This is a genomic window from Haemophilus sp. oral taxon 036 (genome assembly GCF_002998595.1).
Taxonomy (GTDB): domain Bacteria; phylum Pseudomonadota; class Gammaproteobacteria; order Enterobacterales; family Pasteurellaceae; genus Haemophilus; species Haemophilus haemolyticus_K.
On sequence record NZ_CP027235.1, the window covers coordinates 1,311,915 to 1,328,293 of the forward strand.

Annotated in this window: 17 protein-coding genes and 1 pseudogene; 12 read left to right on the forward strand and 6 right to left on the reverse strand. The window is 38.6% G+C overall.

Annotated features, from left to right (window positions below):
• Positions 1–279 precede the first annotated feature (279 nt).
• Entirely contained in the window at positions 280–879 is a 600-nt protein-coding gene (locus C3V42_RS06390; protein ID WP_106014023.1) for a YajG family lipoprotein, read from the reverse strand.
• Between the two features lie 92 nt (positions 880–971).
• On the opposite strand from C3V42_RS06390, the gene C3V42_RS06395 reads away from it, so the two are divergent.
• From C3V42_RS06395 to mnmA, 10 genes are all read left to right on the forward strand, one after another.
• Positions 972–1,283, forward strand: coding sequence for a BolA/IbaG family iron-sulfur metabolism protein (locus tag C3V42_RS06395; protein ID WP_106014024.1), 312 nt, complete (start codon positions 972–974; stop codon positions 1,281–1,283).
• A 293-nt stretch (positions 1,284–1,576) separates the two neighbouring features.
• Positions 1,577–2,920 (forward strand): Na(+)-translocating NADH-quinone reductase subunit A, encoded by a 1,344-nt coding sequence (locus tag C3V42_RS06400; protein ID WP_005636870.1) that lies wholly within the window; start codon positions 1,577–1,579, stop codon positions 2,918–2,920.
• Between the two features lie 2 nt (positions 2,921–2,922).
• Positions 2,923–4,158, forward strand: coding sequence for an NADH:ubiquinone reductase (Na(+)-transporting) subunit B (locus tag C3V42_RS06405; protein ID WP_005636872.1), 1,236 nt, complete (start codon positions 2,923–2,925; stop codon positions 4,156–4,158).
• The gene (locus C3V42_RS06410; protein WP_005633382.1) at positions 4,151–4,936 is read left to right on the forward strand and encodes a Na(+)-translocating NADH-quinone reductase subunit C; all 786 of its coding nucleotides are present in this window, start codon (positions 4,151–4,153) and stop codon (positions 4,934–4,936) included. Before C3V42_RS06405 ends, C3V42_RS06410 begins: the two co-directional genes overlap by 8 nt.
• A complete protein-coding gene (locus C3V42_RS06415; protein ID WP_005633380.1) occupies positions 4,936–5,565 on the forward strand; it encodes an NADH:ubiquinone reductase (Na(+)-transporting) subunit D in 630 nt (209 codons plus the stop codon). Before C3V42_RS06410 ends, C3V42_RS06415 begins: the two co-directional genes overlap by 1 nt.
• A gap of 3 nt (positions 5,566–5,568) precedes the next feature.
• Positions 5,569–6,165: an NADH:ubiquinone reductase (Na(+)-transporting) subunit E gene (gene nqrE, locus C3V42_RS06420; protein WP_005633378.1), complete on the forward strand. Its 597-nt coding sequence runs from the start codon at positions 5,569–5,571 to the stop codon at positions 6,163–6,165.
• 10 nt (positions 6,166–6,175) lie between these two features.
• A complete protein-coding gene (nqrF, locus tag C3V42_RS06425) occupies positions 6,176–7,411 on the forward strand; it encodes an NADH:ubiquinone reductase (Na(+)-transporting) subunit F (protein ID WP_005636875.1) in 1,236 nt (411 codons plus the stop codon).
• 144 nt (positions 7,412–7,555) lie between these two features.
• Positions 7,556–8,596: an FAD:protein FMN transferase gene (locus C3V42_RS06430; RefSeq protein ID WP_048953932.1), complete on the forward strand. Its 1,041-nt coding sequence runs from the start codon at positions 7,556–7,558 to the stop codon at positions 8,594–8,596.
• Between the two features lie 2 nt (positions 8,597–8,598).
• On the forward strand, positions 8,599–8,859 hold the full coding sequence (gene nqrM / locus C3V42_RS06435; RefSeq protein ID WP_005633372.1) for a (Na+)-NQR maturation NqrM: 261 nt from the start codon (positions 8,599–8,601) through the stop codon (positions 8,857–8,859).
• Between the two features lie 116 nt (positions 8,860–8,975).
• Entirely contained in the window at positions 8,976–10,130 is a 1,155-nt protein-coding gene (gene mnmA / locus C3V42_RS06440; RefSeq protein ID WP_106014025.1) for a tRNA 2-thiouridine(34) synthase MnmA, read from the forward strand.
• A gap of 45 nt (positions 10,131–10,175) precedes the next feature.
• Here mnmA and rplS read toward each other — a convergent pair whose 3' ends face one another.
• From rplS to rpsP, 4 genes are read right to left on the reverse strand one after another with little or no spacing between them, the layout of a single operon-like run.
• Positions 10,176–10,526 (reverse strand): 50S ribosomal protein L19, encoded by a 351-nt coding sequence (rplS, locus tag C3V42_RS06445; RefSeq protein ID WP_005626422.1) that lies wholly within the window; start codon positions 10,524–10,526, stop codon positions 10,176–10,178.
• 36 nt (positions 10,527–10,562) lie between these two features.
• Positions 10,563–11,303: a tRNA (guanosine(37)-N1)-methyltransferase TrmD gene (gene trmD / locus C3V42_RS06450; RefSeq protein WP_048953930.1), complete on the reverse strand. Its 741-nt coding sequence runs from the start codon at positions 11,301–11,303 to the stop codon at positions 10,563–10,565.
• 37 nt (positions 11,304–11,340) lie between these two features.
• A complete protein-coding gene (gene rimM / locus C3V42_RS06455) occupies positions 11,341–11,868 on the reverse strand; it encodes a ribosome maturation factor RimM (protein ID WP_065265330.1) in 528 nt (175 codons plus the stop codon).
• Between the two features lie 44 nt (positions 11,869–11,912).
• The gene (gene rpsP / locus C3V42_RS06460; protein WP_005626429.1) at positions 11,913–12,161 is read right to left on the reverse strand and encodes a 30S ribosomal protein S16; all 249 of its coding nucleotides are present in this window, start codon (positions 12,159–12,161) and stop codon (positions 11,913–11,915) included.
• Positions 12,162–12,471: 310 nt separating this feature from the next.
• On the opposite strand from rpsP, the gene C3V42_RS06465 reads away from it, so the two are divergent.
• Positions 12,472–13,251, forward strand: coding sequence for a hypothetical protein (locus C3V42_RS06465; RefSeq protein ID WP_048953928.1), 780 nt, complete (start codon positions 12,472–12,474; stop codon positions 13,249–13,251).
• A gap of 24 nt (positions 13,252–13,275) precedes the next feature.
• A complete protein-coding gene (nadN, locus tag C3V42_RS06470) occupies positions 13,276–15,087 on the forward strand; it encodes an NAD nucleotidase (protein WP_048953927.1) in 1,812 nt (603 codons plus the stop codon).
• Between the two features lie 145 nt (positions 15,088–15,232).
• On the opposite strand, the pseudogene C3V42_RS08720 reads toward nadN, so the two are convergent.
• Positions 15,233–16,073, reverse strand: a pseudogene (locus C3V42_RS08720) (transposase); the annotation flags it as partial.
• Between the last annotated feature and the right edge of the window lie 306 nt (positions 16,074–16,379).

Below are 16,379 nucleotides of genomic sequence, written 5' to 3' on the forward strand. Positions count from 1 at the left end.
TAGGATTATGAACAGCTAACAGTGAACAAATTAAAGAAGAAACGAAAGTGCGGTGAAAAATCGCAAAGTTTTCGTTAGGAGATGCCGAAACAACGGTAAATTTACCGGCGAACGCGCGCCGATAATAAAAAGGCGGGCGTCTAGAGCGATATTCGGTATCGACTATGACTGTCCAAAGTGTGTGTCCTTCTCGTTAAAAAATCGGGCGAATGTTACGCTTGAAAGCGGTGTTCGTCAAGTTTTAATCTTAATAAAAAAAGGGCAAAATTGCCCTTATAATTAGTTTGTATATTGATTAATCGCAGCGGATACTTCTTGATCTTGATAAATGTTATTCACAATATCGTTAAATGTTTGAGACAGAACTTTTTGAATTTCGTCATTATCCGCGTTTAATGCGCCTTCTTGTGAACGAGTAGCATTAAATGCTTTGTTATATGAACCTTTTGCGCCTTGAACATAAACAGTTGCTTGAATTTTTGTATTAAGTTTATAACGAAGATTACCTTGTTCTACTTGCGTAGCAAATTCACGGACATCCACAGTTACCCACGCATTTGAACCATTGGATTGCCCAATTCTGAAACCTTTACTAATAAGATTTTGTTGCATCACTTGTTGGAATAATTGTGTAACACTTGGTGATGAATTTAATTTAATGAGTTCTCCACGTTTGGTATAGCTCGCGATATCTTGCGTTGTGCGGCTATCTTTCGTTGTCACATACACAATCGCATTTTGATTAATATTCATTGTGGCATTCGGTGCCGGTGGTGTGAACGTTAATGTATTTGATTGTGCTTGGCAGCCAGCAAGAAGCAGCGTAGCGGCTGCAATACTTACTGCTGATAATGTTTTGATTTTGTTTGATAATGTCATAATTTCCCCAATGAGCCAGTTAAAACTGTGTTATTCTTACAAACTTCATTGCTAATGTATAGCGTTTCATTGTGATTTTGTGGAGATTTATGATGTCTTTTCAACAAACTATCGAACAAAAAATTCAACTAGAATTTCAACCGCACTTTTTTAGTGTAGAAAATGAAAGCCACTTACATAGTTCTGGTCGTGGTGCAGAGTCTCATTTTAAATGTGTGATTGTGAGTAATGTTTTTGAAGGAATGCGTAAAGTACAGCGTCATCAACGTGTTTATCAATTGCTTTCAGATGAGCTTAATGGCGGTGTTCATGCGTTAGCATTGCACTTGTTTACCGTAGAGGAATGGCGCGAATTAAGTGAGAAAATTCCCGCTTCAACGAAATGCGCAGGCGTTGGACATTAATTTTTATGTTATGAAGATGTAACATTTTTTTGATATATCGCAAAAGGTTTTTACAAAAAACTAGGCGTTTAAGTAGCGAAAAAAGCAGATTTTCGCTAAAATAAGGCGTTTAATTTTATCCAAATTCAATTTCTCGATAAGGATGTTTATCGTGAAGTTAACCGATTTGAGTTTTTTATTTTTATGGCATTGATGCCTTTATTAAAGGTGTTTTGTCACGCTCAAACACGAGATTGCATTTAACTTGTTTATTTGCAATTGTATTTTTAACCTTGAAAAGTAGTGCAAACAGTATGATTACAATTAAGAAAGGCTTGGATCTCCCAATTGCGGGAAAACCAGCACAAGTAATCCACAACGGAAATGTTGTGAATCAAGTTGCGATTCTAGGTGAGGAGTATGTGGGGATGCGTCCTTCGATGAAGGTGCGCGAAGGCGATGTTGTAAAGAAAGGCCAAGTGCTTTTTGAAGACAAGAAAAATCCTGGTGTGATTTTTACAGCCCCTGCAAGTGGTACTATCACTGTAATCAATCGTGGTGAGAAGCGTGTATTACAATCTGTCGTAATTAATGTGGAAGGAAATGAGCAAATCACTTTCGCAAAATATAGTACAGAACAATTGAATACGCTTTCTTCTGAACAAGTAAAACAAAACCTTGTTGAATCAGGTTTATGGACTGCATTACGTACTCGTCCATTTAGCAAAGTACCTGCGATTGATAGTGAACCAGCCTCAATTTTCGTGAATGCAATGGATACCAATCCATTAGCCGCAGATCCTGCAATCGTGCTAAAAGAATTTTGGCAAGATTTCACGAATGGTTTAACAGTATTAAGTCGTTTATTCCCTTCAAAACCGTTACACTTGTGTAAAGCAGGTGATACCAATATCCCAACTGTTGATCTTGAAAATTTACAGATTCATGATTTTGGTGGCGTCCACCCAGCTGGTCTTGTTGGTACTCATATTCATTTTATTGATCCTGTTGGTGTAAATAAAACTGTATGGCACATCAATTATCAAGATGTGATTGCAGTGGGTAAATTATTTACAACAGGTGAGCTTTATGTTGAACGTGTAATTTCTCTTGCTGGTCCGCAAGTGAAAGAGCCTCGTTTAATTCGCACTGTAATTGGTGCTAATCTCTCTCAATTAACCCAAAATGAATTAAGTGCGGGTGAAAATCGCGTAATTTCTGGTTCAGTGCTTTGTGGACAAACTGCAAAAGGTGCGCATGACTATTTAAGTCGCTATGCATTGCAAGTCTCGGTAATCGCTGAAGGTAATGAGAAAGAATTCCTAGGCTGGATTACACCTCAATCAAATAAATATTCAATTACTCGTACAGTGTTAGGTCACTTCGGTAAGAAATTATTCAACTTCACTACGGCTGAAAATGGTGGTGAGCGTGCAATGGTTCCAATTGGTAGCTATGAGCGTGTTATGCCGTTGGATATTTTACCGACATTATTATTACGTGATTTAATCGTGGGTGATACCGATGGTGCGCAAGCGTTAGGTTGTCTTGAATTAGATGAAGAAGACTTAGCGTTATGTTCTTTCGTTTGCCCGGGCAAATATGAATACGGTTCAATCTTGCGTCAAGTATTAGATAAGATTGAGAAGGAAGGTTAAAAATGGGTTTAAAAAATCTTTTTGAAAAAATGGAACCCGCGTTTTTACCAGGTGGTAAATACAGCAAGCTTTATCCGATCTTTGAATCGATTTATACCTTGCTTTATACACCAGGTACGGTAACGCACAAAAATACTCACGTTCGTGATGCGTTAGACTCAAAACGTATGATGATTACGGTTTTCCTTGCGTTGTTCCCTGCGATTTTCTACGGGATGTACAATGTGGGTAACCAAGCGATTCCAGCCTTAAATCAATTAGGCAATTTAGATCAACTAATTGCTAACGATTGGCACTATGCACTTGCAAGTTCATTAGGTTTAGATTTAACTGCCAATGCAACTTGGGGCTCGAAAATGGCGCTGGGAGCGATCTTCTTCTTACCAATTTACTTAGTGGTTTTTACCGTTTGTACAATTTGGGAATTGTTGTTCTCAGTGGTGCGAGGTCATGAAGTAAATGAAGGGATGTTCGTTTCAACCATTTTATTTGCGTTAATCGTTCCACCAACATTGCCATTATGGCAAGCCGCATTAGGTATTACTTTTGGTATCGTTGTTGCAAAAGAAATTTTTGGTGGCGTTGGTCGTAACTTCATGAACCCTGCACTTGCAGGCCGAGCTTTCTTGTTCTTCGCCTATCCAGCTCAAATTTCAGGTGATACTGTTTGGACTGCTGCTGATGGTTTCTCTGGTGCAACCGCACTTTCACAATGGTCACAAGGTGGTCAGGGAGCATTACAACATACAGCCACTGGCGCTCCAATCACTTGGATGGATGCTTTTGTTGGTAACTTACCTGGTTCAATGGGTGAAGTTTCTACGCTTGCAATTTTAATCGGTGGCGCAGTGATTGTGTTCACTCGTATTGCTGCATGGCGCATCATTGCTGGTGTGATGATTGGTATGATTGCAACTTCAACTCTATTCAATTTAGTGGGTTCTGATACTAACCCAATGTTCTCAATGCCTTGGCATTGGCACCTTGTTTTAGGTGGATTTGCATTAGGTATGGTATTTATGGCAACAGACCCTGTTTCAGCATCCTTTACCAATGCAGGTAAGTGGTGGTACGGTGCATTAATTGGTGTAATGGCTGTATTAATTCGTACTGTAAACCCAGCTTATCCGGAGGGAATGATGTTAGCGATTTTATTTGCAAACTTATTTGCACCGATTTTCGACTACATCGTTGTTCAAGCAAATATCAAACGTCGGAGAGCAAGAACAAATGGCTAAGTTTAATAAAGACAGCGTTGGTGGTACAGTTACCGTTGTTGTATTGCTAAGTTTAGTGTGTTCTATCATTGTTTCCGGTGCCGCGGTGGCATTGAAATCGAAACAAGATGAGCAAAAAGCACTGGACGTTCAACGTAATATTTTAACGGTTGCTGGCTTAATGAAAGAAGATAATGCTTCCGTCATTAAAGACACTTATAACAAGTTTATTGAACCACGTTTAGTGGATTTGCAAAGTGGTGATTTTGTTCAAGCATCAAAAGAGGATGTAGAAAAATTTGATCCAAAAACAGCAGTAAAATCGACCGCACTTAGTCAAGCCATTCCGGTGGAACAAGATAAAGCCGGAATTAAAGTGCGTGCCAATCAAGCGCGAGTTTATCTTGTAAAAGATGAACAAGGTCAAGTCAATCAAGTCATATTGCCGATGTACGGTCGCGGTTTATGGTCAACAATGTACGGTTTTGTTGCGGTTGCCCCAGATGCCAATACCATCAAAGGCATTACTTACTATGATCAAGGTGAAACAGCAGGTCTTGGTGGTGAAATTGCCAATCCGCGTTGGCAAGCACTTTTCGTAGATAAAAAACTGTTTGATGATGATCAACGTGTGGCTATTCGTATTGCTAAAAATGCTTCTTCTAACAAAGAATACGGTGTTGATGCTTTATCAGGTGCAACTTTAACCTCAAATGGTGTGCAAGGTTCCTTTGATTATTGGTTTAGTCAAAACGGTTTTGGTCCATTCTTAGCAAAATTTAAAGCGGGGGCAAGATAATGGCTGATGCAAAAAGCAATTTAAAAGCACTTTTGCTTGATCCGATCGTAAAAAATAACCCGATTGCGCTGCAAATTTTGGGTATTTGTTCTGCATTAGCGGTCACAACTCAATTACAAACCGCGATCGTTATGGCCATTGCGGTAAGTTTAGTAACTGGTTTTTCCAGTATGTTTATTTCAATGATTCGTCATTACATTCCAAATAGTATTCGTATCATTGTACAACTGGCAATTATCGCTTCTTTGGTAATCTTAGTTGACCAAGTATTGAAAGCTTTTGCTTATGGTTTATCTAAGCAGCTCTCGGTATTTGTAGGCTTGATTATTACTAACTGTATCGTGATGGGCCGGGCAGAAGCTTTTGCGATGAAATCTCGTCCACTTGAGAGCTTTGTTGATGGTATCGGTAACGGTTTAGGTTACGGTGCAATTTTATTAATTGTTGCAACGTTACGTGAGTTAATCGGTTCTGGTCGTTTACTTGGCTTTCCAGTATTCCAAACCATTCAAGACGGTGGTTGGTATCAACCAAACGGCTTGTTCCTTCTTGCACCAAGTGCGTTCTTTATTATCGGCTTCATCATTTGGGGTTTAAGAACGTGGAAACCTGAGCAACAGGAGAAATAATCAATGGAACATTATATTAGCCTATTTGTGAAGGCGATCTTCATTGAAAATATGGCGCTTTCTTTCTTCTTAGGGATGTGTACTTTCCTTGCTGTATCAAAAAAAGTGTCAACCGCATTCGGCTTAGGGGTTGCAGTAACAGTTGTGCTTGGCATTTCTGTGCCAGCGAACCAATTTGTATTTGAACATGTGTTAAAAGATGGCGCCTTAGTTGAAGGGGTAGATTTATCCTTCTTAAGCTTTATTACGTTTATCGGTATTATCGCGGGTATCGTTCAAATTCTTGAAATGACGCTCGATAAATTCTTCCCAGCACTGTATAACGCATTGGGGATTTTCCTTCCGCTTATTGCCGTAAACTGTGCGATCTTTGGTGGCGTATCCTTTGCGATTCAACGTGAATATACCTTCGCAGAATCTGCCGTGTACGGTATTGGTGCAGGCTTGGGGTGGATGTTAGCAATTGTTGCGCTTGCAGGTTTAACTGAAAAAATGAAATATGCTGATGTACCAGCAGGCTTGAAAGGATTAGGAATAACCTTTATTTCTGCTGGATTGATGGCGCTTGGCTTTATGTCATTCTCTGGTATTCAATTATAAGGAGGCATAAATGAGCGAATCTTCAATTTTATTATTAGGTGTTGCAGCATTTACCGCTATTATTTTAGTACTCGTTGCGATTATCTTGTTTGCCAAGTCAAAACTAGTCGATTCTGGTGATATTACTATTGGTATCAATAACGATCCAGAGAAAGCGATTACATTACCTGCAGGTGGCAAATTATTAGGTGCTCTAGCGAGTAAAGGTATTTTCGTGTCTTCTGCTTGTGGTGGCGGCGGCTCTTGTGGTCAATGTGTGGTAAAAGTGAAAAATGGTGGCGGAGAAATTCTTCCAACCGAACTTTCTCACATTAACAAACGTGAAGCAAAAGAAGGTTATCGTCTAGCTTGTCAAGTTAACGTGAAAGGTAATATGGAAGTTGAACTTCCAGAAGAAATCTTCGGCGTGAAAAAATGGGAATGTACTGTTATTTCTAACGATAACAAAGCAACCTTTATCAAGGAGCTTAAATTGGCTATTCCTGAAGGCGAGGAAGTGCCATTCCGCGCGGGTGGATATATCCAAATCGAAGCTGATCCACACGTGGTGAACTATAAAGATTTCGATATTCCTGAAGAATACCACGAAGACTGGGATAAATATGATTTATGGCGTTATGTCTCTAAAGTTGACGAGCATATTATCCGTGCTTACTCAATGGCTTCATACCCAGAAGAGAAAGGCATTATTATGCTTAACGTTCGTATTGCAACGCCTCCTCCGCGTCAACCTGATGCACCTCCAGGTCAAATGTCTTCATACATTTGGTCATTAAAAGCGGGTGATAAAGTCACTATTTCTGGTCCATTTGGTGAATTCTTTGCGAAAGAAACTGATGCTGAAATGGTATTTATCGGTGGTGGTGCGGGTATGGCTCCAATGCGTTCTCATATTTTTGACCAGTTAAAACGTCTTCATTCTAAACGTAAAATGTCGTTCTGGTATGGTGCACGTTCTAAACGTGAAATCTTCTATCAAGAAGACTTTGACCAATTACAAGCTGAAAATCCAAACTTTGTATGGCATGTTGCATTATCGGACGCATTGCCTGAAGATAATTGGACCGGCTATACAGGCTTTATTCACAATGTGCTTTATGAAAACTACTTGAAAAATCATGAAGCACCAGAAGATTGTGAATACTATATGTGTGGACCTCCGGTGATGAATGCAGCTGTAATTAAAATGTTGAAAGATCTTGGTGTTGAAGATGAAAACATTTTATTAGATGACTTTGGTGGCTGATTTTAGTTAATCAATTCATCATAAAAACTGACCGCACTTTGTGATGAAGTGCGGTCAAAATTTAAGGTGTTTTTAGAAAATTTTCTATGATTACAGGTAAGTTTTGTTGAGTTTGCCAGTAATTCACAGATGTAGGAAATCCAGATGAAAAAATTAATAAGCGGTATCATGGCGGTAGCAATGGCATTAAGTCTTGCAGCCTGTCAAAAAGAAACAAAAGTTATCTCATTAAGTGGTAAAACAATGGGAACAACTTATCATGTTAAATACCTTGATGAAGGCTCAATGAAAGCAACATCTGAAAAGACGCATGAAGAAATTGAAGCAATCTTAAAAGATGTAAACGCGAAAATGTCCACTTACAAAAAAGATTCGGAACTGAGCCGTTTCAATCAAAATACCCAAGTGAATACACCGATTGAAATTTCAGCAGATTTTGCCAAAGTATTAGCTGAAGCGATTCGTTTAAACAAAGTGACTGAAGGTGCATTGGATGTAACTGTTGGTCCTGTTGTGAATTTATGGGGATTTGGTCCTGAAAAACGCCCAGAAAAACAACCTACGCCAGAACAATTAGCTGAACGCCAAGCTTGGGTTGGTATTGATAAAATTGCCCTCGATATGAGTGGTGCAAAACCGACATTAAGCAAAGCACTTCCTCAAGTTTATGTCGATTTGTCCTCGATTGCTAAAGGCTTTGGCGTTGATCAGGTGGCTGAAAAGTTAGAACAACTAAATACTCAGAATTATATGGTTGAAATCGGTGGTGAAATTCGTGCGAAAGGAAAAAATATTGAAGGCAAACCTTGGCAGATCGCAATCGAAAAACCAACTACAACAGGTGAAAGAGCGGTTGAAGCTGTAATTGGATTAGACAACATGGGAATGGCAAGTTCTGGCGATTATCGTATTTACTTTGAAGAAAATGGTAAACGCTTTGCTCATGAAATTGATCCGAAAACAGGTTACCCAATTCAGCATCATTTAGCCTCAATTACGGTCCTTGCGCCAACCTCAATGACTGCAGATGGCTTATCAACAGGTTTATTTGTGCTGGGTGAAGACAAGGCGTTAGAAGTGGCAGAGAAAAATAATATTGCCGTTTACTTAATCATTAAAACAGATAATGGTTTTATCACAAAATCATCCTCTGCTTTCAAAAAATTAACAGAAACAAAAGAATAGTTATGCAAACTTTATTTTTTACTTTAATCGCTTTTGTCGCAATTATATTGTTGATGTCTATCGGATTTATTATCAAAAAACAAAGTTTAAAAGGCAGCTGCGGTGGTTTATCTGCCCTTGGTATTGCCAAAGCTTGCGATTGTGATAAACCGTGTGACACGCTTCAATCAAAATTAGATGCGGGCGATGAACAAGCGAAAGCTGAATATGAGCAAAAATTTGCGAAAAAAGATGATGATTCGCAATTTTATGAAGTGAAATAACTTGCTCAAAAATGACCGCACTTTATGTGCAAAATAAAATTAACGGCAAAATTATTTTGCCGTTTTCTCATTCAATGACCAATGTGCTTCGCCTTAACCGAAGTTACGGGAGAACTATGTTAATTTCAAATACTTATAATCAACACTTTCCTCAACTGACGCAAGAGCAGCTTGCGAGAAATGCGACAAAAAAAGTGATTTGTGGTATGTCTGGCGGAGTGGATTCTTCTGTGTCAGCTTTTATTCTTCAACAGCAAGGCTATCAGGTGGAAGGCCTGTTTATGAAAAACTGGGAAGAAGATGATGATACGGATTACTGCACTGCAGCAGCTGATCTTGCAGATGCTCAGGCTGTATGTGATAAGTTGGGTATTAAACTACATAAAATTAATTTTGCGGCAGAATATTGGGATAATGTCTTTGAGCATTTTCTGACTGAATATAAAGCAGGGCGCACGCCGAACCCAGATATTTTGTGTAATAAAGAAATTAAATTTAAAGCATTTTTAGAATATGCAGCTGAAGATCTTGGTGCCCATTACATTGCAACAGGACATTATGTACGTAGAGCTGGTGATGATGAAAATGTAAAATTATTACGTGGTCTAGACGCCAATAAAGATCAAAGTTATTTTCTTTATACCTTAAGCCATAAACAAGTAGGGCAAAGTTTATTCCCCGTTGGTGAAATCGAGAAGCCCATTGTTCGCGCTATTGCTGAAGATCTTGGTTTAATTACAGCGAAGAAAAAAGACTCTACAGGTATTTGTTTTATTGGTGAGCGTAAATTTAAGGATTTCTTAGCTCGTTACTTACCTGCTCAACCTGGCGATATTCGTACTGTTGATGGTGAAATTATTGGTCGCCATGATGGTTTGATGTATCACACGTTGGGACAGCGCAAAGGATTAGGCATTGGTGGTTTGAAAAATGCGGGTGATGAGGCTTGGTATGTGGTAGATAAGGATGTGGAAAATAATGAACTTATTGTCGCTCAGGGGCATGACCATCCTCGTTTATTTTCAAAAGGTTTGATTGCTAGCCAATTACATTGGGTTGATCGTGAACCAATTCGAGAGTTATTACGTTGCACGGTGAAAACACGTTATCGCCAACAAGATATTTCTTGTGTGATTGAACCGATTGATGATGAAACTATTCGAGTGATTTTCGATGAACCTCAATCAGCCGTCACACCAGGGCAATCTGCCGTATTTTACCTTGGTGAGGTTTGTTTGGGCGGCGGGATTATCGAAGAACGGATTAAATAACCTAACAAAAAAGGCTTGGAATTCCAAGCCTTTTTCTTTGCGAAATTATTCGCCCAAACGCTCTTTAATACGAGCAGATTTACCTGAACGTTCACGTAAGTAGTAAAGTTTAGCTTTACGTACTGCACCTTTACGTTTAACAGCGATAGAATCTACAGCTGGAGAGTGAGTTTGGAATACACGCTCAACGCCTACGCCGTTAGATACTTTACGTAAAGTAAATGCTGAGTGCAAGCCACGGTTACGAATTGCAATAACCACGCCTTCGAATGCTTGCAAACGACGTTTGCTACCTTCAACTACCCATACTTTAACTTCTAAAGTATCACCAGGGCGGAAGCTAGGTACGTTTTGTTTTAATTGTTCTTGTTCAAGTTGTTTGATAATGTTAGACATTGTTTGATCCTTTATTGATCCTAGATGTAACTGAAACTAACTGCTATGCTCGGCTTGCGCCTCTTTTAACAGTTTACGTTGTTCGTCAGTCAGAGCTAGGCCCTCTAAGAGCTCAGGGCGTCGGAGCCACGTTCTTTTTAGCGATTGTTTTAATCGCCATTTCCGAATTTCTTCGTGGTGTCCCGACATCAGCACGGGTGGTACAGTTAATCCTTCTAACACTTCCGGTCTGGTGTAATGCGGGCAATCTAATAAACCATCTGCAAAAGAATCTTCTTCTGCGGAGGCTTGCTTGCCTAGTACACCGGGAATAAAACGCGCAACAGCATCAATTAATGTCATTGCCGGCAACTCCCCACCGGTCAGAACGTAATCGCCGATTGACCATTCTTCATCGATTTCAGTTTGAATCAATCGCTCATCAATACCTTCGTAACGTCCACATAACAAAATCAATTTCTGATTTTGAGCAAGCTCGGTTACGCCGCCTTGATCGAGTTTACGTCCTTGTGGCGAAAGGTAAATCACCTTTGCGCCTTCTCCTGCAGCTGCTTTCGCAGCATGAATCGCATCCCGTAAAGGTTGCACCATCATCAGCATTCCCGGGCCACCACCATAAGGGCGATCATCCACGGTTTTATGCTTGTCGAATGTAAAATCTCTTGGATTCCAACATTCCACTTGCAGAAGATTATGTTTTACAGCTCTAGCTGTAACCCCAAATTCCGTAATCGCTTTAAACATTTCGGGGAATAATGAAATCACCCCTATCCACATAAAAAGCCTACTACATTACGTTTGTGCATACTTGAGATTAGAAACCAGCGTCCCAATCCACTTCAATTGTTTTCGTGGTGAGATCGACTCTTTTAACTACTTGTTCATACAAAAACGGAATTAACCGCTCTTGTTTTCCAAAAGCATCTTTCGTATTGGCTTTAACTACTAACACGTCATTAGAACCGGTTTCCATCATTTCTGTTACCGTTCCCATTGTATAACCTTCTAGGTTTACGACTGAGCAACCAATTAAATCGTGCCAGTAATAATCACCCTCTTCTAGTTCTGGGAAAACAGATAAATCCACACCAATTTCAACATTTGCTAAAATTTGTGCGACTTCACGATCATCAACGCCTTTTAATTTCACGATGATTTCGTGGTTATGATGACGCCAGTTTTCTAATTCTGTTGGCTGCCACTCACCTTTGATTTTTAAAAACCAAGGCTGATACTCAAAAATGCTTTCAGCTTGTTCTGTTGATGAATAAATACGTAACCACCCACGGATACCGTAGGTTGAGCCTAATTTGCCCACAACTTCAATACGTTGTTGTTCCATATTTCTCACCTATCTTAGTTTAAGAACTAAATCAAAAAGCAAAACTATGCTGCTTTTTGAGCTTCTTTTACCAAGCTCGCAACACGATCAGAAAGTGATGCACCTTGACCAACCCAGTGGTTAACACGGTCTAGGTCGATACGAACACGTTCTGCGTTACCTTGTGCGATTGGGTTGAAGAAACCTACACGCTCAATGAAACGACCGTCACGTGGTGAACGGCTGTCAGCTACTACGATTTGATAAAATGGGCGTTTTTTAGCTCCGCCACGAGATAAACGAATGGTTACCATAACCTTCCTCTAAATGTTTAATTACTAAAAGAATATTCCCAAACTCGAAAGCGATTTAAGAATATAGCTTACTTTTTTCTCTGTATATATAGACAAAAAGCTTAAAGATTTTATACTTTTTGAACAAAATTGCAAGTTTTGGATGACCATTATAATAGGTACGTTATTTTCTCTTGAAAAGGTAAATATTATCATTCACATACAATTTTGTTTTACGTATAATCTAAGAAACTCTCAAGCAGTTTTAGGTCAAGTTTACGCGTTAAGCGGTATTTCACATTGATAAAATATCAGTTAAATGAGGTTTATTATGAAAATCGGTTTTCATTCAGTGTTACTTGGATTAGCGTCATGTATTGGCATTCAACAATCTGTGGTAGCGAGTCCTCCTTCGTCTTCTCAACAATCAGTATCTGCTGAGTCACCTGAAGCTTTAAAGCAACAATTTTCAATCGCTTTAGCCAAACAAGAAAAGCAACAAGTTTCGATTTTACAGAAAAAACTCACCGCGCTTTTTTCTTTACCTCCTCAATTCCTAGATAATCAGATCCAAATAAGCGAAAAAATCCTCACTCGCATTTTTAAAACAGATAAAAATCTCACCCCTAAATTTCTTGATTATTTATACTTTGAACCGATAAATACTGGCGATGCTAATTTAATTCAGGAAATGAAGAAAAACTTGCTAGTGTCTTTTTTGGCGAATGAGCAGGCAAAAATTTATATTCGTCAAACAGATAATTCGGAGCAATTTGTTCAGGCTTTGCTAGAACGGGGAGCCAAACCAGATCAAATCATATTATTGTCTTTGGATGCTAAAGGCATATTTCAAAAAATTATTGAACAGATACATCAAGATTTTCCTAATCAAACAACTTTTTCTATTACTGAGAATCGAGTGAGTTTGATAACCCCATCTTCTGAAATTAAGCCCCGCCTCGCTCTAGCTAATATGATGTTTGCTCGCCAATTTAAAGGGGTGGAGGTTGATGATTTTTCGTATTTAGATCAAGCGCGTGAAAATCTTCAACACAATAACTATACTATTCGTTATAAGACTTTCCAAGCAATGCTTGAAGGCTTAAATTAATCCGTTTACTCATAAGGAGCCATTATGTTTTTATCTAAAAAATCAGTTACCTTTGCAGTTAGTGCATTAGCAATGCTTTGCTCAGGCACAACCTTTGCTAAAGAAGTGCCGCAAGCACATAAAGCTGTGGAGTTAAGTATCTTGCATATTAATGACCATCATTCTTACTTGGAACCGCACGAAGCGAGAATTAATTTAAATGGTCAACAAACAAAAGTGGATATTGGTGGTTTTTCTGCTGTGAATGGAAAACTTTATGAGTTACGCAAAAAGTATAAAAATCCATTAGTGCTACATGCTGGTGATGCGATTACTGGTACGCTGTATTTCACCCTTTTTGGTGGTTCCGCTGATGCGGCTGTCATGAATGCAGGTAATTTTGATTATTTTACTTTGGGTAATCATGAATTTGATGCGGGTAATGAAGGTTTATTAAAACTACTCGAGCCATTAAAAATCCCAGTACTTTCAGCTAATGTTATTCCTGATAAAAATTCAATTTTATATAACAAATGGAAACCTTACGATATTTTCACTGTGGATGGAGAAAAAATTGCTATTATCGGTTTAGACACCGTGAATAAAACGGTTAATTCCTCTTCACCAGGTAAAGATGTGAAGTTCTATGATGAAATTGCTACCGCACAAATTATGGCAAATGCGCTAAAACAACAAGGTATTAATAAAATCATCCTACTTTCACACGCAGGTAGTGAAAAAAATATCGAAATCGCGCAAAAAGTTAATGATATTGATGTGATCGTTACTGGCGATTCGCATTATTTATACGGAAATGATGAATTACGTGGTTTAAAATTACCAGTAATCTATGAATATCCGCTTGAATTTAAAAATCCGAATGGCGAACCGGTGTTTGTAATGGAGGGTTGGGCTTATTCTGCTGTTGTGGGGGATTTAGGTGTTAAATTCAGTCCTGAAGGTATTGCGTCTATTACTCGTAAAATTCCTCACGTGTTAATGAGTTCTCATAAACTTCAAGTGAAAAATGCGGAGGGTAAATGGACTGAATTAACTGGCGATGAACGTAAAAAAGCACTTGATACTTTAAAATCAATGAAGAGTATTTCACTTGATGATCATGATGCAAAAACAGACATGCTTATTTCAAAATATAAAAGTGAAAAAGATCGCTTAGCACAAGAAATTGTTGGTGTTATCACTGGTTCTGCAATGCCGGGTGGTTCAGCAAACCGTATCCCAAATAAAGCAGGCTCAAATCCAGAAGGTTCTATCGCAACGCGTTTTATTGCAGAAACAATGTATAACGAACTCAAAACAGTGGATTTAACCATTCAAAATGCAGGTGGTGTGCGTGCGGATATTTTACCGGGCAATGTGACTTTTAATGATGCTTATACTTTCTTGCCTTTCGGTAATACGTTATATACCTATAAAATGGAAGGTTCGTTAGTGAAACAAGTGCTTGAAGATGCGATGCAATTTGCTTTAGTTGATGGTTCTACAGGGGCATTCCCTTATGGAGCAGGTATTCGTTACGAAGCGAATGAAACACCAAATGCGGAAGGTAAACGCTTAGTGAGTGTGGAAGTCTTGAATAAACAAACCCAACAATGGGAACCAATTGATGATAATAAACGTTATCTTGTTGGTACCAATGCTTATGTAGCTAGCGGTAAAGATGGTTACAAAACTTTTGGTAAATTATTTAATGATCCAAAATATGAAGGCGTTGATACATACTTGCCTGATGCGGAAAGTTTCATTAAATTTATGAAAAAACATCCGCACTTTGAGGCTTACACTTCATCAAATGTAAAATTTAATGCTTCGACTGATGCGTTACCTAAAAAATAAAATTTAAAAATAGCGTGTATTTAACACTCGATTTTATACCTCAGGCAAACCCACTTTATAGACCATCTGGTATAAAGGTGGGTTTTGTCTCTTTCTATTACATTTCACTTTAGATTGCCATTCAAGCAGTCAGTTTCGTAGAGTTTTTCCCTTGCTCCGATGACTTAACTGTATCGACGTTTTCTATCGTAGCTTGATAAGTGTGTCAGGTAATCAGCCTTTCGGTTTTTTGATTTTGCTCGGGCGATGATAATCAAATACACTAATAACCTCTCGGCGAGCCAAGCTTTCTGTGATAGGGGCGGTAAAATAGTCAGCATCAAGCCTGACGGCTTTTTTGGGAGGAGCTGAAAGCGTTATGTCGAGGAATTAAGGTGAGCAATATAGGGTTAGTTGTCATTGATATTACCTGCCCGAGGCAAAGGTATTTAAAATAATCCTATGCTTGCCTTGATGTCTTTGATTTCTGCCACTTTTTCACTCGCTTTTAACGGCTTCTTTCCTTTTTTCGTATTTTCACCACATCTTGGGTGAGCATATCAATATACTGACTGACTTGTACCTTATACTTTTTATTATGTTTTTCGTTCTTATTAGCGCTAGCTTTAAATGGGTACTGTCTGTAAACGGATACTTGCCCCCATCAAGCCTTTTTCAATTGCTTTCCATACGATACAAGTAAAAAATATGCTCAAATACATCCGCACCATTAAAACGACGAAGATTATTTTGGCTAAGTGTGCTGGTGTCAATCACTTTTTTGTTAAGGACATCCCTAAAACCAGTGGTAAACCACATTGGCTTATCCATTGCCGTTCACTTTTAATACCAAAGAGATAGCCCAACAGTATTATTTTAAACTATCAAATAGGGTCAACAGCTGGATGACCGTTATCCTGACAATAAAGATGAGCGCCCTCATCATGGATAAATTCAAAATCAATGGATCTCGCTACTTTGTGAACAAGATGGTCTTGTTGAACCAATTGCTAAAGACTTATCATCTTGAGTTCATATAGAGGAGGGGCAGTATTTTTAAGCATAGGCATTTTCTTGTTTGATATGTCTATTAGATCAAACTTCTAGAGCTATGTTAGCGGTCTAAAATAACACGTATTTAACGCGCTATTTCTGTTTTAAAGTAGCCTCTTAGTAATTAATATTTAGATGTTATTAGAAATAACAAAATGCTATATAGCAAGAATTCAGTAATTTTAGGATTCAATCAAAAGAAAATCATTATCAATTCATTTTTTTGTGTATAATTACCTCGTTTTTATTACTGGAGGACA

Coding starts and splice junctions, on each gene's coding strand:
- mnmA (WP_106014025.1), top strand. CDS start 8,976: ATGTTAATTTCAAATACTTATAATCAACACTTTCCTCAACTGACGCAA.
- rpsP (WP_005626429.1), bottom strand. CDS start 12,161: ATGGTAACCATTCGTTTATCTCGTGGCGGAGCTAAAAAACGCCCATTT.
- rimM (WP_065265330.1), bottom strand. CDS start 11,868: ATGGAACAACAACGTATTGAAGTTGTGGGCAAATTAGGCTCAACCTAC.
- nqrF (WP_005636875.1), top strand. CDS start 6,176: ATGAGCGAATCTTCAATTTTATTATTAGGTGTTGCAGCATTTACCGCT.
- C3V42_RS06405 (WP_005636872.1), top strand. CDS start 2,923: ATGGGTTTAAAAAATCTTTTTGAAAAAATGGAACCCGCGTTTTTACCA.
- nadN (WP_048953927.1), top strand. CDS start 13,276: ATGTTTTTATCTAAAAAATCAGTTACCTTTGCAGTTAGTGCATTAGCA.
- nqrE (WP_005633378.1), top strand. CDS start 5,569: ATGGAACATTATATTAGCCTATTTGTGAAGGCGATCTTCATTGAAAAT.
- rplS (WP_005626422.1), bottom strand. CDS start 10,526: ATGTCTAACATTATCAAACAACTTGAACAAGAACAATTAAAACAAAAC.
- C3V42_RS06400 (WP_005636870.1), top strand. CDS start 1,577: ATGATTACAATTAAGAAAGGCTTGGATCTCCCAATTGCGGGAAAACCA.
- C3V42_RS06395 (WP_106014024.1), top strand. CDS start 972: ATGTCTTTTCAACAAACTATCGAACAAAAAATTCAACTAGAATTTCAA.
- nqrM (WP_005633372.1), top strand. CDS start 8,599: ATGCAAACTTTATTTTTTACTTTAATCGCTTTTGTCGCAATTATATTG.
- trmD (WP_048953930.1), bottom strand. CDS start 11,303: ATGTGGATAGGGGTGATTTCATTATTCCCCGAAATGTTTAAAGCGATT.
- C3V42_RS06390 (WP_106014023.1), bottom strand. CDS start 879: ATGACATTATCAAACAAAATCAAAACATTATCAGCAGTAAGTATTGCA.
- C3V42_RS06415 (WP_005633380.1), top strand. CDS start 4,936: ATGGCTGATGCAAAAAGCAATTTAAAAGCACTTTTGCTTGATCCGATC.
- C3V42_RS06410 (WP_005633382.1), top strand. CDS start 4,151: ATGGCTAAGTTTAATAAAGACAGCGTTGGTGGTACAGTTACCGTTGTT.
- C3V42_RS06465 (WP_048953928.1), top strand. CDS start 12,472: ATGAAAATCGGTTTTCATTCAGTGTTACTTGGATTAGCGTCATGTATT.
- C3V42_RS06430 (WP_048953932.1), top strand. CDS start 7,556: ATGAAAAAATTAATAAGCGGTATCATGGCGGTAGCAATGGCATTAAGT.